Source organism: Bacillus sp. FSL R12-0074 (assembly GCF_038005725.1).
Taxonomy (GTDB): Bacteria; Bacillota; Bacilli; order Bacillales; family Bacillaceae_G; genus Bacillus_A; species Bacillus_A mycoides.
The window spans coordinates 3289413-3309423 of sequence record NZ_JBBOTR010000001.1 but is presented as its reverse complement, the minus strand read 5'-3'; the positions used below and the strand labels follow the sequence as shown (position 1 = coordinate 3309423).

The 20011-nt window shown below is 37.7% G+C and carries 19 protein-coding genes, 1 riboswitch and 1 other annotated feature; of the genes, 12 read left to right on the top strand and 7 right to left on the bottom strand.

The window, feature by feature from the left end:
• Nucleotides 1-210 precede the first annotated feature (210 nt).
• On the top strand, nt 211-1125 hold the full coding sequence (locus NSS97_RS17180; protein WP_044443297.1) for a tetratricopeptide repeat protein: 915 nt from the start codon (nt 211-213) through the stop codon (nt 1123-1125).
• A gap of 82 nt (nt 1126-1207) precedes the next feature.
• Here NSS97_RS17180 and NSS97_RS17175 read toward each other — a convergent pair whose 3' ends face one another.
• On the bottom strand, nt 1208-2404 hold the full coding sequence (locus NSS97_RS17175) for an MDR family MFS transporter (RefSeq protein ID WP_341113588.1): 1197 nt from the start codon (nt 2402-2404) through the stop codon (nt 1208-1210).
• A 112-nt stretch (nt 2405-2516) separates the two neighbouring features.
• Between NSS97_RS17175 and NSS97_RS17170 the strand changes: the two genes are divergently transcribed.
• The 4 genes from NSS97_RS17170 (at nt 2517) to NSS97_RS17155 (ending at nt 8436) form a co-directional block, all read left to right on the top strand.
• A complete protein-coding gene (locus tag NSS97_RS17170; RefSeq protein ID WP_044443502.1) occupies nt 2517-3059 on the top strand; it encodes a CGNR zinc finger domain-containing protein in 543 nt (180 codons plus the stop codon).
• Between the two features lie 41 nt (nt 3060-3100).
• Nucleotides 3101-3856 (top strand): class I SAM-dependent methyltransferase, encoded by a 756-nt coding sequence (locus NSS97_RS17165; protein WP_044443301.1) that lies wholly within the window; start codon nt 3101-3103, stop codon nt 3854-3856.
• Between the two features lie 147 nt (nt 3857-4003).
• On the top strand, nt 4004-6511 hold the full coding sequence (locus tag NSS97_RS17160; RefSeq protein WP_341113585.1) for a collagen-like protein: 2508 nt from the start codon (nt 4004-4006) through the stop codon (nt 6509-6511).
• Nucleotides 6512-6534: 23 nt separating this feature from the next.
• Nucleotides 6535-8436, top strand: a complete 1902-nt coding sequence (locus tag NSS97_RS17155; RefSeq protein ID WP_341113582.1) for a collagen-like protein — start codon at nt 6535-6537, stop codon at nt 8434-8436.
• Between the two features lie 81 nt (nt 8437-8517).
• Here NSS97_RS17155 and NSS97_RS17150 read toward each other — a convergent pair whose 3' ends face one another.
• The gene (locus NSS97_RS17150; protein WP_000945246.1) at nt 8518-8661 is read right to left on the bottom strand and encodes a hypothetical protein; all 144 of its coding nucleotides are present in this window, start codon (nt 8659-8661) and stop codon (nt 8518-8520) included.
• A 97-nt stretch (nt 8662-8758) separates the two neighbouring features.
• Nucleotides 8759-8901: riboswitch (cyclic di-AMP (ydaO/yuaA leader) on the bottom strand.
• A 28-nt stretch (nt 8902-8929) separates the two neighbouring features.
• On the bottom strand, nt 8930-9400 hold the full coding sequence (locus NSS97_RS17145; RefSeq protein ID WP_044443305.1) for a GNAT family N-acetyltransferase: 471 nt from the start codon (nt 9398-9400) through the stop codon (nt 8930-8932).
• Nucleotides 9401-9631: 231 nt separating this feature from the next.
• Here NSS97_RS17145 and NSS97_RS17140 point away from each other — a divergent pair, with 231 nt between their 5' ends.
• Both NSS97_RS17140 and NSS97_RS17135 read left to right on the top strand, forming a co-directional pair.
• Nucleotides 9632-9880, top strand: coding sequence for a GlsB/YeaQ/YmgE family stress response membrane protein (locus NSS97_RS17140; protein WP_002033357.1), 249 nt, complete (start codon nt 9632-9634; stop codon nt 9878-9880).
• Nucleotides 9881-9944: 64 nt separating this feature from the next.
• Nucleotides 9945-11066, top strand: a complete 1122-nt coding sequence (locus NSS97_RS17135) for an AI-2E family transporter (protein ID WP_002033358.1) — start codon at nt 9945-9947, stop codon at nt 11064-11066.
• Between the two features lie 28 nt (nt 11067-11094).
• On the opposite strand, the gene NSS97_RS17130 is transcribed toward NSS97_RS17135, so the two are convergent.
• Complete coding sequence (locus NSS97_RS17130; RefSeq protein WP_002084398.1) at nt 11095-12252, bottom strand: 1-deoxy-D-xylulose-5-phosphate reductoisomerase; 1158 nt, start codon at nt 12250-12252, stop codon at nt 11095-11097.
• A 135-nt stretch (nt 12253-12387) separates the two neighbouring features.
• Nucleotides 12388-12595 (top strand) — a binding site (T-box leader).
• 51 nt (nt 12596-12646) lie between these two features.
• On the opposite strand from NSS97_RS17130, the gene NSS97_RS17125 reads away from it, so the two are divergent.
• The gene (locus NSS97_RS17125; RefSeq protein WP_341113578.1) at nt 12647-13645 is read left to right on the top strand and encodes a tryptophan--tRNA ligase; all 999 of its coding nucleotides are present in this window, start codon (nt 12647-12649) and stop codon (nt 13643-13645) included.
• Here the strand turns inward: NSS97_RS17125 and NSS97_RS17120 are convergent.
• Both NSS97_RS17120 and NSS97_RS17115 read right to left on the bottom strand, forming a co-directional pair.
• Entirely contained in the window at nt 13642-14100 is a 459-nt protein-coding gene (locus tag NSS97_RS17120; protein ID WP_088293872.1) for an NUDIX hydrolase, read from the bottom strand. The genes NSS97_RS17125 and NSS97_RS17120 overlap by 4 nt on opposite strands.
• A 17-nt stretch (nt 14101-14117) precedes the next feature.
• On the bottom strand, nt 14118-14957 hold the full coding sequence (locus NSS97_RS17115; protein WP_002013997.1) for a DUF2785 domain-containing protein: 840 nt from the start codon (nt 14955-14957) through the stop codon (nt 14118-14120).
• Nucleotides 14958-15080: 123 nt separating this feature from the next.
• Here NSS97_RS17115 and NSS97_RS17110 point away from each other — a divergent pair, with 123 nt between their 5' ends.
• The 4 genes from NSS97_RS17110 (at nt 15081) to NSS97_RS17095 (ending at nt 18882) form a co-directional block, all read left to right on the top strand.
• Nucleotides 15081-15803: a GNAT family N-acetyltransferase gene (locus NSS97_RS17110; RefSeq protein ID WP_044443311.1), complete on the top strand. Its 723-nt coding sequence runs from the start codon at nt 15081-15083 to the stop codon at nt 15801-15803.
• Between the two features lie 180 nt (nt 15804-15983).
• Complete coding sequence (locus NSS97_RS17105) at nt 15984-17015, top strand: tyrosine-protein phosphatase (RefSeq protein ID WP_107887998.1); 1032 nt, start codon at nt 15984-15986, stop codon at nt 17013-17015.
• Between the two features lie 163 nt (nt 17016-17178).
• Nucleotides 17179-18123, top strand: a complete 945-nt coding sequence (locus NSS97_RS17100; RefSeq protein WP_044443315.1) for a phosphotransferase family protein — start codon at nt 17179-17181, stop codon at nt 18121-18123.
• 48 nt (nt 18124-18171) lie between these two features.
• The gene (locus NSS97_RS17095; protein ID WP_107888000.1) at nt 18172-18882 is read left to right on the top strand and encodes a YjjG family noncanonical pyrimidine nucleotidase; all 711 of its coding nucleotides are present in this window, start codon (nt 18172-18174) and stop codon (nt 18880-18882) included.
• A 424-nt stretch (nt 18883-19306) separates the two neighbouring features.
• Here the strand turns inward: NSS97_RS17095 and NSS97_RS17090 are convergent, their stop codons facing one another.
• The gene (locus NSS97_RS17090) at nt 19307-19804 is read right to left on the bottom strand and encodes a DinB family protein (protein WP_002128293.1); all 498 of its coding nucleotides are present in this window, start codon (nt 19802-19804) and stop codon (nt 19307-19309) included.
• Between the last annotated feature and the right edge of the window lie 207 nt (nt 19805-20011).

Below are 20011 nucleotides of genomic sequence, written 5' to 3'. Positions count from 1 at the left end.
GAGAATCAGTATTTTTACAGTAGGTATTTATTTTCTTTACAAAGCGGTGTTGATAAAATCATTACGAATTGGATATCCAAATATATGATGAAATGTAGACAGGAGAAAGAGCTTAATACGAAGCAATCTTATTATTATAGAAATTACAATTTTTGTATATTAAAATGATGATAGGGAATAGATGAATTCATTCACTTCGGAGGTAGTTACTTGAACATTAAAGAGAAGGCAATTGAAATGTTTGAACAAAATGAATATGAGGAAGCAATGGAACTGTTTCAACAAGCAGTACATGAATCTAGAGGTGTACAATCTCTCAATAATCTTGCTTGGATGTACTTTTATGAGGAAGAGAATGATGGTAAAGCTCTTGAATTAATAAAAGAAGCTGTTAAGTTGAATCCTTCCTCATACTTTCCTTATAACATCTTAGGGGAAATTTACATGAAACAAGAAAAGTGGGAAGAAGCGAAAGATGCATTACAAAAATCTATTTCGATTCAACCATCCGATGAAGCATATCACAATGTAGCTGTAGCTCATTATAATCTTGGAGAGTTGGAAAAAGCTTCGGAATTTTTCTTGCGAGTTGCAGGGGATTCAGACATTATAATGTATAACTATGTAAAGTGTTTAATTGATTTAGGGCGAAAAACAGAAGCGAAAGAGAAGTTGGATGCTTTTAACAGGAAATCTGATGATTTTGTAGGAGAAATTAATGTAGCAGATTTATATGTTGAGTTGAATTGCTATAAAGAAGCAATTGAATGGTTCGAAAAGGGATACAAAGAATACTGGAAAAGTCCCAATTGGATTGGTAGATTTGTTTATGCTCTATATAAAGCTAATAATTTCTCCCGTATAAATGAAGTTATACGGGAATCTATCGAAGTGAAGACAGCAGAAATAGAAGATGTTCAGAATGAAGAAGTAGAAGAAAATTGGACAGAAAACGATAAGAAAGAGTTAATTGAGGAATATATAGAAGAGAACAATTGTTATAAAAAAATGATAGAACGTATCGAATCTGGATATGTTCCAGGGTTAGAATTTGAAACTGATTATATAGGGGCTTGCTATTTATTTGGTTGTAAAAGACATAATCATCTTGAATATGAAGAATAAAAAAATTTGACTGTCACATATGATGGTCGAATTTTTTTATTATAGGCTGGTTGTCTAAAGGTACCATCTCAATTGTAATGTGTTAAAGGTGTTTTGTATTATTACATAGGTATATATCTTCTTTAGGGAATCCTTTTTTTATATTTAAAATATGTAGTGAAATAAAACCAATAAGTCCTATTCCACCGAAAATAAGCCATGGTGTATACATTCCGCTTAAGTTGGCTGTAAAAGATGTACCGGTATAATTACCGATGATAAAACCAAATGCGAGTGATAGTTGATAAAATCCGAAGTAAGTAGCTGTATATGATTCGTTACTGTAATTTGCAATAGCAATATCAGCGTTAGGTAATACGAGTGTTTCGCCAATTGTAAATAAAATTACACAAATAAATAGCCAATATGGGTGTGGAAATAAAGGAATGAGTAAAAAAGAAAAACTCATTAATAAAACACCGTATTTAATAATCGAAAGTGTATTGTATTTATGAAATAGTTTACGAAATAATACCATAAATATGACGCCTGTTATTGCATTTATCGTAATAACGAGTGTAGCAAGCGGATTGCTATTACTAATGTTTTTCATATGAAGTGGAAGTGCGACAGTAAGCTGAGTAAACATAATATAGAAGAAAATCATGATAAATGAAAACAGAAGAAAAGGCTTGTTTTGTAAGATAGCCTGTATTCCAAATGCAATAGACGTGTTTTCAGTAGTGACTTGGAAGTGATTTTTAAGTAAGTAAAAGATAAAAGCGAATAACAGCATAAGTGATCCTGTTAGAGAGAAAGCATAGATGGGATTGAGTAAGAGTAAGAACCCTCCTGCAATTGGTCCGATTATTGCACCGCAATTAAAACTAAGGTTTAAATATGTAAATAAATTTTTTCTCATATGAGCTGGTTGTGAGCCGAATATGGCACGAGCAGCAGGTTCATAAAATGCAGTTCCGAAGCCAATAAGTGCAGAAGAAATAGAAATTGTATAGAAATCAGAGCATATTCCTAAAGCGATAAATCCGATTCCTCTTAAAAATAATCCGGCTATCATCATAATGATATAGCCTATTTTGTCAGCAATTAATCCTGAGAATAATGGGGTAACTCGTGATGTGATTGTCATAACCGTCAAAACTGTTCCTACTTGAACAGCAGAAAAATGAAGAAAGCTTAATAGATAAATAGCTAAAAATGCGTATACTGCAAAATACCCAAAAGACATAAAAAATGAAGAAATAAGCATGAAACGTATCGGTATTGAGAAACTTTTCATAGAACTCCTCCTAATGTTGTAACCGGTAAAATTTTTTAATGGTTAACTAGTTTATATTATAATTATACATAAAGTCAGAAAAAAGTAAATTTTAAGAAGAAGGTGGATGGAATTGAATCAAAATGCACCAAATGAATTAGAATATATTCGGGAATTTTTAAATACATGGAAAATACCAAACGATACGAGAGAGCCAATTGACATGCTGCAAACAGAAGAGGATATAAAGCTCTTTATGAAAGAATATTTTCATGAAGAGGTTCCATTTCATACGATAGAGGAATTAAAAAGTTTTCGAGAAGATATTCGGTTAACGGTCGAAGGCGAAGGATCATTGCAAAAGTGGTTAGAGAAATACCCATTTCATGTACATGTAAAGGAAGATATGAAAGGTATTACATATGAGCCTGTGCACGAAGAGAATGTATATACAAAAGTATTAAGCGTTGTTTTAATGGCGATTCAAGAAAATTTGTGGGGAAGGTTAAAAGCATGCCCAGATTGTCGCTGGGTATTTTATGATCATTCGCGAAATGGAAGTAAAAGATGGTGCGGTATGTATGCTGGAGAAACAGGAGGAAGAGCGTGCGGTACGATTGCGAAAGTGAAAAATTACCGGGCGAAGAGAAAAGGGAGATCGGGTTATAATGTGTAATTTATATTAGGGGAAGAAAAGTGGATGGGGGAATGTAGAATATGAAAGGGACACAAATGTTAGCTTTAAATAAAAAGTGTTGGGATACAGTTGCACCTTATTTCTTTCAAGTGGATTGTTTACCGAAATATGGTCCGTATACAGCGTCTGAAGATGAGATTCATTTGTTCGATTCAATTAGAAATAAAAAGGTTCTTGATATTGGATGTGGAAGTGGGCATTCGTTGCAATATATGGCAGAACACGGGGCAGAGGAAGTATGGGGGCTTGATCTTTCAAGTGAACAAATTAAAACAGCGAGTGAAACGTTAAAGTGTTGGAATCCAAAGTTAATATGCGGAGCAATGGAAGAGGAATCGGATATTCCGAAAGGGTATTTTGATATTGTGTACTCCATTTATGCATTAGGTTGGACTTCAGATTTAGGGAAAACGTTAGAGCTGATTTATTCATATGTAAAGCCAGGAGGAAGTTTTATTTTTAGTTGGGAGCATCCAGTGTATTCAAACTTACAGTATGGTACAGAAGAAATTGTTTTAAAGTCTTCATACCATGAGGAAACTCCTATTACGTTTGAAACATTTAAAGGAGAAAATGTACAAGCGACATTATATAAGAGAAAAATAAGTACATACATAAATGAGTTAAATAGAGCGGGATTTACAATTGAGAGAATAGAAGAACCTGAACCATCTAGCTCATTTGATGAAGAACGAGCTGAGCCGTCTACGAAATATTATTCTTTATATAAAGCTAGAATGGTGCCAACGACTTTTATTATTAAGGCGAGAAAGTAAAGTGCTTTATAAAAAGAAGCCTATCATTTCAAATAAATGAAATGATAGGCTTCTTTATTTTTTTAAAAATGAGTTCAGAGGTGTACTTTTCATATGAAAATGCATTTCATATAAAAAGTGTAATTATTTTGGGGAAGGGGGATTGTTGTGCGTCATCATAGAAAGTGCAAAAAATTTGGAGTGGCACTGCCTCTTCCGCTTATAGGAGCAACGGGTCCTACTGGTAATAGTGGTCCAACGGGTCCAACTGGAGGGCATGAAGGTCCGGTCGGGCCTCCGGGAATCACTGGACCTATAGGAGCAACGGGTCCACAAGGTCCTCAAGGTATTCAAGGCATACAAGGTTCGCGAGGAACAACGGGAGCTCAAGGAATACAAGGTGCCATTGGTGATACTGGAGAGCAAGGAATTACTGGTCCGGTCGGCTTACAAGGTCCTCAAGGATTAATTGGAGAGCAAGGCCCTGTTGGCGATATTGGATTACAAGGACTAGAAGGAATACAAGGAATTACAGGCCCTGCTGGTAGTCAAGGTATACAAGGCGCCCAAGGGATACAAGGAGAAATAGGCGAGCGAGGACAAACAGGAGCACAAGGAATGCAAGGTGTGATAGGTGAAGCTGGTATTACAGGTGTAACAGGTCCGCAAGGTCCCCAAGGAGCGCAAGGAATACAAGGGGAGGACGGAACTACAGGTATACAAGGAGAAGAAGGTCCACAAGGCATACAAGGAATTACTGGAGAGCAAGGACACCAAGGTGATCAAGGGATACAAGGTGTAACTGGTCCAACTGGTTCTACTGGAATACAAGGGTCTCAAGGTATAAGTGGAATAAAGGGGATAACAGGTGTAATAGGCCCCCAAGGTCCACAAGGTGTTCAAGGAATACAAGGAATAAACGGATCCACAGGTTTTCAAGGAGCAAAAGGAGTACGAGGGATAACAGGAGCAACAGGGAGTATTGGTACGCAAGGCCTAGAAGGACCACCGGGTGGTCCGATGGGCACTACTGGTCCAATTGGTCCATCTAGTGGAGTGACAGGTCCATCTGGCCCACCCGGTCCACCTGGGGGGCCAACGGGTCCAACGGGTGGACCAGGTGCACGGGGTGTAACAGGGGGACCAGGTGCAGTAGGAATACAAGGGTTACAAGGTATAACTGGTCCCACTGGCCCTCAAGGTGTAAGGGGTGCACAAGGTTCTCAAGGAGTAATTGGTGTAGCTGGCGTACAAGGTGCACAAGGTTCTAAAGGTAACCAAGGAATAACAGGAGCAACCGGTGTAGAAGGTCCAATAGGCATACAAGGTCCGCAGGGAGAAATCGGTCCAACTGGTGCAGAAGGTTCTAAAGGTGTGCAAGGAATACAAGGGGTAACAGGTCCAACAGGAGCGCAAGGAATACAAGGGTTACAAGGAATAATAGGTCCCACAGGCACAACAGGAGCGGCAGGAGTCCAAGGACCACAAGGAATACGAGGGGAAACAGGAGCAGTTGGAGCACAAGGTATACAAGGCCCTCAAGGGATAAGAGGGGAAACAGGAGCAGCTGGCGTTCAAGGTCTACAAGGTTCACAAGGAATACAAGGGGAAAATGGATTGACTGGTCCACAAGGTGCTCAAGGTATGCAAGGAGTTCAAGGAATAACAGGTCCGGCAGGAGCAATTGGTTTGCAAGGGTCTCAAGGAATACAAGGTATAGTAGGCCCAACAGGAGCGCAAGGCTCTCAAGGTATGCAAGGAATACAAGGAATAACAGGTCCGGCAGGTGCACAAGGAATTAGAGGTCCCCAAGGGGATTTAGGAGAAATCGGGATAACAGGTCTACAAGGAGTGCAAGGTGCGCAAGGTATTGAGGGACCCGAGGGACCACAAGGAAATGTTGGGGTTACGGGGGAAACTGGAGAAACAGGAGCGACAGGAGAAACAGGGGCGACCGGGACACAAGGAATACAAGGAGTTCAAGGGATTATAGGTATACAAGGAAGTACAGGAATGACAGGACCTACCGGTGCAACGGGAGTAACCGGAATACAAGGTGCTCAAGGTATTCAAGGTCTGCAAGGCCCAACTGGAGTAAGGGGAATGACAGGGGTTAGTGGTAGTATAGGGCCAGCCGGAGCGCAAGGTAGTCAAGGGCCGATTGGAGCTGTGGGACCTACCGGAGCCACTGGTAGTATAGGGTCTATAGGTTTCTTAGGAATAGTAGGTGCAACAGGGGCGACTGGTTTACCTAGCGGGGGCGGTTATTTCTTTTCTACTTCAACGAGTGCAATTGCAGCGAATGCGTTAATACCAATTAATTCAGGAGCTACAACTTTTGGTTCTGATGTCAGTTTAACAAATGCAACAACTGTAACGTTAAGTACGGCGGGAATATATTTAGTAAGCTATTATTTTCAAGGTGATCCAAATGGGGGGAATGAAACGATTTCTGTGAGTCTTACTTTAAATGGAACGCAAGTCGCAGGGAGTTTTATTTATTATGTTACAGGAGGTACCTTTGTATTAGAACCAGCGATTTCTAATACGATGGTCATTAATGTTGCTTCTTCAAATGCCACTTTATCTTTGCAAAATGGTCCATTAGCTATTGGGCATGTAACGACATTATCTGGTGTGATAACAGCTAGTTTAAATGTATTAAAAATAGTTTGATACGTTAGTCATAATGGGGGGAGATGCTTGTGAAGGATCAAGATAAGTGTAGTAAGTTTCAAGCACCTATTCCTTTTCCGGCGTCAGGTATTACGGGACCAACTGGTCCAACCGGTCCGACAGGTTCTTTAGGTGGACCGACTGGCCCGCAAGGAATACAAGGCGTACAAGGGCCAATTGGTCCAACCGGTCCGGCCGGAATTCAAGGAGTGCAAGGGGTGCAGGGAGAAATCGGTCCAATAGGCCCAACTGGATCTGCAACTGGTCCAACAGGAGCAACCGGTCCAACCGGTCCGCCAGGAGGCCCAACCGGCCCAACTGGTCCAGCAGGATCTCCAGGAGGTCCAACTGGTCCGACGGGAGCAACTGGGGCAACCGGAGTGACAGGAGCAACTGGGACGACTGGAATACAAGGCGTACAAGGAGTGATTGGCCCAACCGGAGTAACTGGTTTAACAGGTTTGCAAGGAGTACAGGGACCAATGGGGGCAACTGGTCCAACGGGTGACCAAGGCATTCAAGGTCCGCAAGGAGTAATGGGAGTAACCGGTCCAACTGGATTACAGGGTTTACAAGGAGTACAAGGACCGATAGGAGCAACAGGCCAGGCAGGTCAACAAGGAGTGCAAGGGGCACAAGGTCCAATTGGTCCAACAGGCCCGCAAGGAATACAAGGAATACAAGGTGAGCAAGGAGTAATGGGAGCAACTGGACCAACAGGCTTACAAGGTCTGCAAGGAATCCAAGGTCCACTCGGTCCAACCGGTCCTCAAGGCTTACAAGGAGTGCAAGGGATAAGTGGTATAACAGGTCCAACTGGTCCTCAAGGAATCCAAGGAATACAAGGTCCACAAGGAGATATAGGTCCAACCGGTGCGACTGGAATACAAGGAGTGCAAGGTCCAGAGGGTCCAACTGGTCCAACGGGTGCAACAGGCCCGCAAGGAATTCAGGGAATACAAGGAATCCAGGGGCCAACCGGTCCACAGGGCATTCAAGGTCTTCAAGGAATTCAAGGTCCGATTGGTCCAACAGGCCCAACTGGACCTCAAGGAATACAAGGAATAACCGGATCAACAGGTCCAACCGGTCTAACAGGGGCAACAGGACCGACGGGAGCAACTGGTCCACAAGGAGTGCAAGGAATACAAGGTCCACAAGGGGTAACGGGGCAGGCAGGAGCAACAGGACCGACGGGAGCAACTGGTCCACAAGGCGTGCAAGGAATACAAGGTCCACAAGGTGCCACGGGAGCAACCGGAGCAACCGGTGCAACTGGAGTAACAGGTTCTCAAGGAATTCAAGGAGTGCAAGGTCCACAAGGAGTGACCGGATCGACTGGAGCAACTGGATCGACTGGCTCAACAGGTGCGACTGGACCGACAGGGATACAAGGAATAAGAGGAGTAACCGGTGCAACCGGTTCAACCGGAGTAACGGGTCCAACTGGTGCTACAGGTTCAACTGGATCAACCGGTCCAACTGGATCGTCTGCAATATCAACAGGTGGCGGCTATTTCTTTTCTACCTCAACAAGTACAATTGCAGCAAATGCCAATATTCCAATTAATAGTGGATCTACCGTATATGGAACAGGTGTATCTTTAACTAGTTTCACAACCGTTACCGTATCTACGCCAGGAATATATTTAGTAAGTTATTATTTTCAAGGTGATGCAAGTGCCGGGAATCAAACAGTATCTGTCAGATTACTATTAAATGGAAGTCAATTAACAGGGAGTTTTATACAAAACGTAACGACATCAACTGTAGTAATCGAGCCAGCCATTTCAAATACGCTTCTTGTGAATGTAGCGAGTGCAAATTCAACATTAGTATTACAAAATGGTCCGTTAGGTGTAGGGCATGTGACCACTATAGCAGGTGCGATTACGGCAAGTTTAAATGTGGTGAGGATATTATAAAAAGTATAGGGAATATAAAAAACACAAGGAATGTCTTTATAGACACACCTTGTGTTTTTTAATATTAAATAAACATTTTCTTTATCTTTTCGGTTGAAAAATATGCTGAAAGAAGTATTTGTGATGTAAGTTATCTACAACTTTATTTGCTTGATATGTGCGGTGTTGTTCGAGTCGAAGTCTTTGCTCCATCATTTTTATTGCGTGATCTGATAAACGTAACATTGTACCAGTCTCCTTTTCTATAAATATAGTTTTCTGATTGATATCGATTCCATATTTATAACTAAGGAGGCAAAGTGTGTAACATAGGCAAAAAGCACCTTCCTCTCCCATTACGCTTACGAGGTTAGCTGTCGGACTCGGGAAGTGAGAGTTTCCCTACTTGAAAAAGATTCGCCCCAAGTAGCATAGCTACAAAAATGGTTCCCCCGCTCCAAAATTTGGACTCAGCAAAAGGTTGTATAAAGTAAAAAATAACATAAATAAATAATTAAGTCAAACTATTTTGTGTTTTCTGTCTTTTAAGTTGCGTAAGAATCATGCCATCGGGTAGTGTTATATCTGTTACTTCAATGAAGCTGTGTTTTTTATATAATGCGAGAGCTGGAGTATTGGCTTTACCTGTTTGTACAATGTATGTCATTGAAGACGAGAACATGTTAAATATATAAAGTAGCAGTTTCGTTGCGATTCCTTTTTGAAAAAAATCGGGCGATACAACTAATCTGTGGATATCGATTAGTTCTTCTTCTTGTATAAAAGAAATAAAGCCGACGAGTTTATTTTCAGAGAAATATCCATAGAATGTTTCATCACAATTTTGAATATCGTTTACAGTATCATATAAACGAGGTATTGCAGTACTGTTTAAAAAGTCTGCTTCAATTTTATAAGCTGGAATTTGAACATTTAAAATGGATGATGCTACTTCATAAGAAGTGGGAAGTAATTTATGAATCATAGATAATAACGCCTCCTTTAAATATGATATATTAATATAATTGATTTGTGGGTAAGTTTGACAATTTTTTTCTTTTTTGCATATAATATATGTATCTCCATACATAAAATGTTCGTAGGTATATTTCTATAGTAGGATATGGTTAGCGTAGATAAATACGTAATCTTATATAAGAGTTTAGCTACTCTTGTATTTGATAATACAAACTATAATAGAAATGAGGGACTAAAAATGGGATGGATTATTACATTAATAGTTGGTGCTATTATAGGTATAATTGCTAGTTCTATAACGGGTAAAAATTTTCCAGCTGGTATGTTTGGAAATATAATTGCTGGTTTACTAGGAGCTTGGCTAGGTAGTAGATTATTTGGATCTTTTGGGCCATCGTTTGGTGGGATTCATGTCGTACCAGCATTATTAGGTGCAATTGTGTTAATTCTTATTGTATCATTTGTAGTAAAAGCTGCAAGAAAATAAAGGCTATTACTGATTGTTTTATAAAGCCCTTTTAGGGCTTTTCCTAATTAGAGAGGTGGTACACTTGGAAAAAGTAAATATAAGAAAAAGAGATAAGTTGAAAAAGTTTTTTAAAGAACAAAATTATTTAGCTGTACTACTTGGATTCGCGTTGCTGTTTGTAAATATATTATTACTTACAAAAATATCATTCGTCTTTACACCGTTCGTCGTATTTTTAAAAACAATCTTTTTCCCAGTATTATTAGCGGGAGTACTATTTTATATATTGCATCCATTCGTTTCTCTTTTAGAAAGAAAAGGTGTGTCGAGAATTGTGTCAATTGCCTCGATATATATAATTGTTCTTGGATTATTTGTTTTTCTTGCGGTCACGGTTATTCCAATTATTAAAGATCAAGTAAATGCTTTAATAGATAACTTGCCATATTTCGGGCATGAAATCGAAAGGGCAGCACGTAAATTTGGAGAAAGTAATGTAATTGGTAGAATGCAGGAAAGTTTAAATATTGATTTTGCTAATATCGTAAAAGATTCTACAATGAACTTTACAAAATCATTATCATCAGTAACAGGAAATGTAACTGGATTTTTAAGTACAATTACTGAAGTTGTTTTAACATTTGTAATGGTTCCATTTATTTTGTTCTATCTTTTAAAAGATGGTGAGCAATTACCGAATCATTTTTTAAAGTTTATATCTGAGCAAAGACAACCAGCTGCGAAGAGAATACTAGATGATATGCATTATGCGATTAGTTCGTATATTAGAGGACAAATTATTGTTAGTTTATTTATCGGTATTATGCTATTAATCGGTTATCTTATTATTGGTATTAAATATGCGGTACTACTTGCTATTTTAGCGATGATTGTAAATATCGTTCCGTACGTAGGACCAATCATTGCAATTACACCGGCTTTAATTATCGCATTTATCGACTCGCCATCAATGGTGTTAAAAGTAATTATCGTTATGATGATTGTACAATTAGCAGAAGGTAAATTTATTTCTCCGCAAGTCATGGGGAAAAAGTTAGATATTCACCCGATTACTATTATATTTATCATTTTAACTGCGGGAAATTTATTTGGAATTATGGGGATTATTTTAGCAATTCCAGGGTATGCGATATTAAAAGTTTTAGTTACGCACGGTTATAGATTTGTGAAGTTGAATACGTGAAAAAAGAGCTAAAACAGAGAAACCTGTTTTAGCTCTTTTTCATTAACAATTGATTTGCGTATTGGCGTGCCCATTGATCAGCTTCTAATATATCATCGAGTGAAGGATCTTTTACGTTATGATGAGCTTCAACTGTATTGTAAATTGTTTTTTCGATATCGAAAAATGCAATTTCATTTTTAAGAAATAGTGCATTTGCAATTTCGTTCGCTGCATTTAATACGGCCGGAGTTGTACCGCCAATTTTTCCACATTCAAATGCATATTGTAGACAGGGGAACTTCTCTAAATTTGGTTTTTCAAAATGCAAACTACCAATTTCTAATAAATTTAATTTTTCATAGGATGAAGGTAGTCGAGTAGGGTAGTGAAACGCATATTGAATCGGCATTCTCATATCAGGAGCACCGAGCTGTGCCATGACTGATCCATCAATAAATTCCACTAAAGAGTGAATGATACTTTCTTTATGAATCATAACATCAATTTTTTCATAAGGAATATCGAATAGCCACTTAGCTTCCATCACTTCAAACCCTTTATTCATTAACGTGGCAGAATCTATCGTTAGTTTTGCGCCCATTAACCAGTTTGGGTGTTTTAAAGCATCCTTCGCTTGTAATGTTTTCATTTCTTCACGTGTTTTATCACGAAAAGCGCCGCCAGAAGCTGTAACAATTAATTTTTCGATTTCCTTATTATTTTCCCCATTTAAACATTGGAAAATGGCTGAATGTTCACTATCAACTGGAATTAGGCGGCATCCGTTTTGTTTCGCTAGTTCGGTGACAATATGTCCAGCTGCAACTAAAGTTTCTTTGTTAGCGATAGCGATATCTTTCTTCGCCTTTAATGCTTCAATTGTTGGGAGTAAACCTGAAACACCGACAACTGAACTTAATACAAGATTTGTATCAGGATGGGTAGATACTTCAAGTAAACCATCAGTTCCATATGTAATTTTTGTATTTGTTGAAATACGAGAACGTAATGTATCCGCTAATTCTTTTGTCGCTACGCTTACAATACGAGGCTGAAACGATTCGATTTGTTTTTCGAGAAGATCGATATTATAATTCGCGGTTAAACCGACGATTTTAAAATGTTCAGGATGAGCGGAAACGACATCTAATGCAGATGTGCCAATGGATCCTGTTGAACCTAAAATGGATATATATTTTACCATGAAAAAACCTCCAAAGTTGTTTCGAGTATTTCTGCAAACCTATATACTATTAGACAATCAAGGTGGAAATTCCTGCTATATAAAACAGAAAATCAGGGTTTAATTGGAAAGGGAATGTGATAAACTGTAAAAAACGAAAAAGCAATGAAAGAGAAGAGTACATGTTCAAAACTTTTCAGAGAGCTGATATGTGGTGGGAATCAGTAAGGGATGAATATGGAATGGGCTCTGGAGCTTCTAACTGAAATGAGTAGGTAAAGACGGTTACTTCACGTTATCGAAGTATGAAGTGAGCTAATGATAGCTAATAAAGGTGGTACCGCGGGAGTCTCTCGTCCTTTTTTAAGGATGAGAGGCTCTTTTTGTTTTTTATTTTGAGAAAGGAGGAGTTAGTATGAGTGGGAAAATAATGTTAACAGGAATTAAGCCGACAGGTTATCCGCATTTAGGAAATTATATTGGTGCAATTAAACCTGCATTGCAAATGTCAAAAAATAATGAAGGAAAAGCATTGTACTTTATAGCTGATTATCATGCGTTAAATGCTGTGCATGATCCAGCAAAGTTCAGTAGTTATACGAAAGAGGTAGCAGCTACTTGGTTATCACTTGGACTTAGCGAAGACGTTATTTTTTACCGACAAACGGAAGTGCCGGAAATTCTAGAATTAGCTTGGATATTAGCTTGTCTAACTCCGAAAGGGCTTATGAACCGTGCCCATGCGTATAAAGCGAAGGTAGAGCAAAATAAAGAAGCGGGATTAGAAATTGATGCAGGTGTGAATATGGGATTATATACGTATCCGATTTTAATGGCAGCTGACATATTACTATTTCAAGCTACTCATGTACCAGTTGGAAAAGACCAAATTCAGCATATTGAAATTGCGCGTGATATTGCGACGTATTTTAATCATACATTCGGCACGACATTTACACTTCCGGAGTATGTCATACAAGAAGAAGGTGCAATATTACCTGGTCTTGATGGAAGAAAAATGAGTAAAAGTTACGGAAATGTGATCCCGTTATTTGCAGAGCAAGAAAAGCTACGAAAGTTAATATTTAAAATCAAAACCGATTCTTCACTTCCAAATGAACCGAAAGAGCTAGAAACGTTATTTACAATTTATAAAGAATTTGCGACAGAAGATGAAATGCAGTCGATGCGTGAAAAGTATGAGACCGGCATTGGATGGGGCGATGTGAAAAAAGAATTATTCCGTGTTGTTGACCGTGAATTAGCAGGTCCTCGGGAAAAATACGAAATGTATATGAATGAGCCGCATTTATTATATGAAGCGTTAGAGAGAGGTGCTGAGAGGGCACGAGCTATCGCGAAGGTAAATTTAGCGGAAATTAAAAAACGAATCGGATTTGAGAGGGAACGTTAAGCGTTCCCTTGTTTTTGCTGGTAATCTGTAATAATCCTATCAATAACAGGAGGGAGATTACTAGGTAATTCATCAAGTGAAAAGAAGCGCAGTTCTTTCGATTCCGTTTGATCGCATACAAGCTCACCGTGGAATTCTCGGCAAATATAAACAGCGAGTACACCGTGTACTTGATCGCCGTTTGGATAGATTTGAAAGAAATCAGGTCCTGAGTATGTACGGAATAGTTCTGGATTTTTAATGATAAGTCCAGTTTCTTCATATACTTCTCGTTGTAAAGCGTCTTCTAACGTTTCGTTATATTCTAAGGCGCCACCAATAATACCCCAGCGGTTAAAATCTGTACGGAGCTGCAGTAATATTTCATTTTTCTCATTTAATATAATGGCGTGTGATCCGATTAAAATGAGTGGATGATTTCCTACTAGATTTCTCATGTCTTCAATATAGCCCATAATTCTTCTCCTTATATTTAATAATAATTAGGCAGTTCTTTTAACATTTTTTCTGTTTTACGTGCTGTAAATGCTAAGTTATGATCATCTTTTGTTCTAAAAAATAATGTGCGTAAAAAGATTTTAATGTTTGCGCATAAAATACAATACTCATTAAGGGAAAGGCGTTTTCTAATTTGAGGAAGCCTTTTTATTTTTTTATAAATAATTGAAATTAACTCATCTTGCGGAAAGTCATGATATAGCATAGATAGTAACGGTGTAACAATTCGTTCATCTTCATTATTATGAAAAAGATCCGATGGGATGAAAATTTTATTTAATAAACAATGAATTAATTCCTCGTACCATTCAAAGGTCGTATAGGAATTGTGAACAATTTCAGAAAAGGCATCAGATACGTGGGCAAGACAATGAGCCCATCCTTTATTTTCAATATAGCCTCGAAAATCCATTTCTAAGTTTGTGTATGTAATGAGTTTGTTTTTTATTTCTTCGATATCCTCCTCTGTAAAAAAGTAGTGCGAGTTAGCGAATTGGAGTATTAATGCAAGTAACGAAACAGTATAAGAACGTGTGAAAACCCCATCTGTAAGTGGGGAGTGAATGTCACAATATAAATACTCATCACTTAAACAAGTTTGTAGAAGTAATTTCAACTGATCATCCATAAGGAATTCATGATGAATGAAATGTGCAAAACATTTATATATAAGTTGGTAACGAACGTAACTATCAGTTGTTCCGATATACTGAAGCATATTGAGCGTTAACTCATTAATATCTATATGTTGCAGTTGCGTATAGTCATTTTGTTGTATAAGCTCTAACTGTTGTTGCAATGCTGTAATATCCAATGGAGAACCTCCTCCGCACTTTAAAGATGCAATGTTTTCTAGTATTCTATATATTCAAGGACAATCCTGCTCATGCAAGGAGAACAAGTAGAAATTCGAGTATGACATAGATGAGGGAAGTATATGATGACTATAGAACAGTTAGAAAAACATTTTAAAATAAGAAAAAATGCTTCTTCTATAATGATAAAAGAAAATGATGCAGAGGTTTTTACAGAAGAGCAATTAGAAGAGATAATGCAATATTGCGTTGCTGAAGCTGAAAAAGATGGAATAGAAGAATTGCAATTTGAGATTTCTTCAAAAAGCCCAAATTATGATGTGTATAAGAAATGTTTCGAAACGTATTCATTTGAATATATTACTGAAAACATGATTGTATTTAAGGATATATATGAAGTGGAAGATATAGAAAGTGATATTGATTTTAAGCTTATTGAAGAGATAGGCGAAGACGCTTTTTATTCACTGTGGAATGAAGTGACGGGAGAACAAATCGATTATGATCAATTTGTAAATACGATGCTACAAGAAATAGGTGGGCAATGGAAAGAACATTGTTTAACAGCAAGTATCGATGAAGAGCCAATAGGAATTGTAATCCCGCATATTGAAAGAGGTACGTTAGAAGAAGGAAAACTTATGTATTTCGCAGTCGCTCCAAATATGCGAAATAAAGGGTATGAAGCAGCATTCTTTACACGGGCAATGTTTGTCTTAAAAGAAATAGGCGCATCTTATTATATTGGCGAGACAAATGTACAAAACGAGTGGATGAAGGATGTCTTTGAAAAGAACGGATGTCAGCAGCTGAGCTCTACTGAGCGATATGTGAGAAGGTTTTAGAAGGATGGATGGCTTACTCTCTCGAACTCATTTAGCGGGAATCCATGTACAAATTTTGAACAAGTAAAAGAACTTTTTGCATGTTTGTAAGATAAAAAGAAAAATCGAAACGACAAAGTAAGCTTTCCTATAATACAATAGAGAAGGATTAGACTATAAGAAGAAAGCGTTGGTGAAAGTATGAAGCAACAAAGAAATTGGCTACAAGCAACTGTAGAACGAAATGAAGATAATACGTTACATATAAAGTGGGAAAATAATATAGAAGAAGTTCGTATTTATTGGAGTACTTCACCAGATCATATTGAAGAAACGGGAGAATTACTTGCAACGGTAAATGGAGAATCATCATGTACAATTGAAAACCCGAGTGAAAATGAGCGTCCATATTTTAGACTAGTAGGAAGTAATGGACAAGCAGTGACAGTAGCTGAGCGTAGATTGCCATTACAAGGAGCGTTTAACTTCCGTGATATGGGAGGATATGAAACGACTGAAGGCCGTAAAGTAAAATGGGGCAAGTTGTACCGTTCTGAAGAATTAGCAGGATTAACAGAATGGGATATCGAGTATTTACAGAAGTCGGGCTTAAAGTTAATTTGTGATTACCGTACAGATTTTGAAGTGAAACATAAGCCGAATCCAGGCATTACAGGTGCTCGCCAAGTATGCTTACCAGTAATGCAAGAATTAGCGAAAGATTTAAATATAAATGAATTTTTCCAAGTTGGTGACCTTTCTATGTTAGGGAAACCAGGCGAGTATCTTGTGAAAATGAATCAAGATTTCGTAAGTGGTAATGAAGCATTCGTGAGCTTCTTAAAACTGGCGCAAAACCCGGAAAACTTACCGTTAGTAAACCACTGTACAGCTGGAAAAGACCGTACAGGATTTGGCTCGGCATTATTATTACTTTTACTAGGTGTACCGGAAAAAATAGTAATGGAAGACTACTTACTAAGTAACGGTTTCCGTGAAAAGTTAAATGAAAAAATGATGGCCTTTTTAGGTGCGAAATTACAGAACGACGAAAGTAGAGCAATATTAGGTGCAATGTTTGAAGCACGTGCTGAGTATTTACAAGCTGCGATTGATGAAGTTAAAAAGCAATATGGATCAGTTGAAGTATACGCTGAAAAAGCTCTTGGCTTTACGAAAGAATCGTTAGAGGAAATGAAAGTGTTATTGCTAGAAGATAAAGTGAAACTTTAATCAGTGTGGGGGGGCATCCCCACTGATTATTAGCCTTCACCAATCGGACTGCCCGTTAATGCGGGATAAATAATGAGGAGGGAGGCTGATTGGATTAGCCTCCTTTTATTATTGTTGCTATAATTTTGTTTATGAGGATTGTTGTGCACCGGGGAGAAAATGGATGAAAAGAACTTACGAATCGGGGGATAAAATGATTCATACACGTTTAAAAGCAGAGGGGTTAAGAGGAAAGCTAGCAACAATACTAAGTCAAGATTATAAGGAACTAGCTGTTCAGGATTTAAAGGTGATTGGAACGGGAGTGCAAAATATTGTTTTTCGCGGAGATTCAGAAAAGGGAGCTTTAGCTTTTCGAGTGCCGTGGGAAAGAGAAGTAGAAAATATAAATGAAGATTTATTTAATAGTCGGATTTCATTGCAAAAGGAAACAGAGCTTTCTAAGTTTTGTTATTCAAAAGGTATTCCAGTGCCAAAGATACATGGATTGCATCTTACTGCCGAACTTGATTTTTTAATATCGGATTATGTATCTACTGATCATATGCCAATTTCTGCATGTAAAATAGGGAAGTTAGTTAGTGAGCTTCATAGTATACCAATCGATGGTTTACAATATGAGCAGAACATTAGAGAGCCGATTAGTAAGTATATAGCGGAACGCATTGTGAAACGGATAGAAGGTTTTAATACAATTACGAACTCTGGAATTAAACTTCCAGAGGCAAAAACAATTGAACATATTCTTAGTACAGCTGATCATATAAAGAGTTTATTGCATATGGACATTCGACCAGCCAATTTAATTGGATATAATGGAGAAATTAAAGCGATAGTGGATTGGGATAACGCTCTAATTGGTCATCCGTTATTGGAGCTTATGAGAATAGCTGAAACGAATGAGGTGAATTGGGAAGAATTTGAAGAGGGATATAAGAATGATAGTATCTTTAACGCTACCCCGCATATTGTTAGTTTATTTTATAGGTTAGATACAGCAGTCATGCTTGCAAACTTATTTATAGCACATTTGAAAATAGAAGATAAAGGTGTATTCTATAAAGAGCGGGTTAAAGCACTTTATAATGAAATATATATAAGCTTATAATTAAGCTATGAGAATGAAGTTTTTAAATTAAGAATTGAGGCGAACATCATGAAATACAAAGTAATACTATTCGACGTAGACGATACATTATTAGATTTCCCTGAAACAGAAAGAAACGCATTACATAACGCGTTTGTACAATTTGGCATGCCTACAGGATATAATGATTATCTTGCAAGTTATAAAGAGATTAGTAATGGATTATGGAGAGATTTAGAGAATAAAATGATTACGCTAAGTGAATTAGCGGTAGATCGATTTAGACAATTATTTGATCTTCATAATATAGAAGTAGACGCGCAGCATTTTAGTGACGTATACCTTGAAAACTTAGGGAAAGAAGTACATCTTATAGAAGGTGCAGTGAAATTATGTGAGAATCTTCAAGATTGTAAGTTAGGTATAATTACGAATGGATACACTAAGGTACAGCAATCTAGAATTGGAAATTCCCCTTTATGTAACTTCTTTGATCATATTATTATTTCTGAAGAAGTCGGCCATCAAAAACCAGCGCGTGAGATTTTTGATTATGCGTTTGAAAAGCTTGGGATTACTGATAAATCAAGTGTACTAATGGTTGGAGATTCGCTAACTTCTGATATGAAAGGCGGAGAAGATTACGGTATTGATACGTGTTGGTATAATCCGAGTCTGAAAGAAAATACGGCAGGCGTTAAGCCGACCTATGAAGTGGAGAACCTGCTACAAATTTTAGAAATTGCGGAAGTGGCGGAAGAAAAGGTAGTCTCATTTTAATCTTGTTAAGATTTGTCGAATAGTTGATATATTGTAAGTTACGGTAGATGTATTTGAAAATCGTGCATATAATTTCATATACTAAGATATGAGACAAAAAAGATGGCACCAAGTCAAAACAATTTTACTGAAAGAAAACAGAAATAACACAAAATAATATATTTAGCTGTTTGTAATTGGTCATTACAAACAGCTAAAAAAAACGATTGCCTCTTAGGATCCAAGCAATCGTTTTTTTATTTTTTTCGGAGATGAAATTTGTATTTTTATACCCTATCTCCATCAAGTTTAAAAAATGTTTGTTCCCCAGTAATGAAAAAAATGAATTTAATTCTCATAAATAACTGTAAAGTGGTAAAAATTTCGTTTTGGGTGTAATTTAAAATCTTAAGTTAATGGGCATGGGGTGGAACCCTTTCCTTGTTTAGACCGGATATCCGCCTGTTGGCGGTGGCCAAGCACTAAATAATCTGCGAATCAGCACAATTTCTCCTAAATGGTAGGAGTTATGAGATGCAATATTCCGTAGAACACCGCCAGGGGTTTCACCAGGCCATTCCTCCAATGTTTTGTCCAATTGAACAGTTTGGGCAATCGTGCATGCCTGTTCAATCCCTTGAAGAAAATACTGAATAATCTGTTGCCACTCTTCCTCACTGCCAGGGCATTCTTCTTCAGGCCAGCTCTCTTTTACATGGGCAGGCAATGTAGGCTTCTTCCCCTGAGCGGATAATAAGAGAAAATCTTGCCAATAGGTCATGTGTTTCACTAATTGATAAATAGAATAAGGCAGTTCCTCTCTGCGTTTTCCCGCAAGCGCCACGTCTATATCCGATAAAGCATTCTTGATGGGAAGATGTCCTCGTTCTCCTCTTAACGATTTTACTAATGCCTGGCTAAACGCTTTATTTGATTGCTCCATAATAACTGACTCCCATCCTGTTTTATTTTCTAATTTGCTGATTTTATGATTCCGTCTTTTTTATATGTACTAAATAAATTATAGAAGCTTTACGACTATTAAGAGAAAGTAAAATAAGGCAAGAATCACTGACTTCTTAACGTACAGGAAATCGTAGGTTTTTATTTGATTAGTACCTTAATGTACAATTGTATTAACAGATAAATC

Coding starts and splice junctions, on each gene's coding strand:
- NSS97_RS17175 (WP_341113588.1), bottom strand. CDS start 2,404: ATGAAAAGTTTCTCAATACCGATACGTTTCATGCTTATTTCTTCATTT.
- NSS97_RS17165 (WP_044443301.1), top strand. CDS start 3,101: ATGAAAGGGACACAAATGTTAGCTTTAAATAAAAAGTGTTGGGATACA.
- NSS97_RS17155 (WP_341113582.1), top strand. CDS start 6,535: ATGCTTGTGAAGGATCAAGATAAGTGTAGTAAGTTTCAAGCACCTATT.
- NSS97_RS17150 (WP_000945246.1), bottom strand. CDS start 8,661: ATGTTACGTTTATCAGATCACGCAATAAAAATGATGGAGCAAAGACTT.
- NSS97_RS17145 (WP_044443305.1), bottom strand. CDS start 9,400: ATGATTCATAAATTACTTCCCACTTCTTATGAAGTAGCATCATCCATT.
- NSS97_RS17140 (WP_002033357.1), top strand. CDS start 9,632: ATGGGATGGATTATTACATTAATAGTTGGTGCTATTATAGGTATAATT.
- NSS97_RS17130 (WP_002084398.1), bottom strand. CDS start 12,252: ATGGTAAAATATATATCCATTTTAGGTTCAACAGGATCCATTGGCACA.
- NSS97_RS17125 (WP_341113578.1), top strand. CDS start 12,647: ATGAGTGGGAAAATAATGTTAACAGGAATTAAGCCGACAGGTTATCCG.
- NSS97_RS17120 (WP_088293872.1), bottom strand. CDS start 14,100: ATGGGCTATATTGAAGACATGAGAAATCTAGTAGGAAATCATCCACTC.
- NSS97_RS17110 (WP_044443311.1), top strand. CDS start 15,081: ATGATGACTATAGAACAGTTAGAAAAACATTTTAAAATAAGAAAAAAT.
- NSS97_RS17105 (WP_107887998.1), top strand. CDS start 15,984: ATGAAGCAACAAAGAAATTGGCTACAAGCAACTGTAGAACGAAATGAA.
- NSS97_RS17100 (WP_044443315.1), top strand. CDS start 17,179: ATGAAAAGAACTTACGAATCGGGGGATAAAATGATTCATACACGTTTA.
- NSS97_RS17095 (WP_107888000.1), top strand. CDS start 18,172: ATGAAATACAAAGTAATACTATTCGACGTAGACGATACATTATTAGAT.
- NSS97_RS17090 (WP_002128293.1), bottom strand. CDS start 19,804: ATGGAGCAATCAAATAAAGCGTTTAGCCAGGCATTAGTAAAATCGTTA.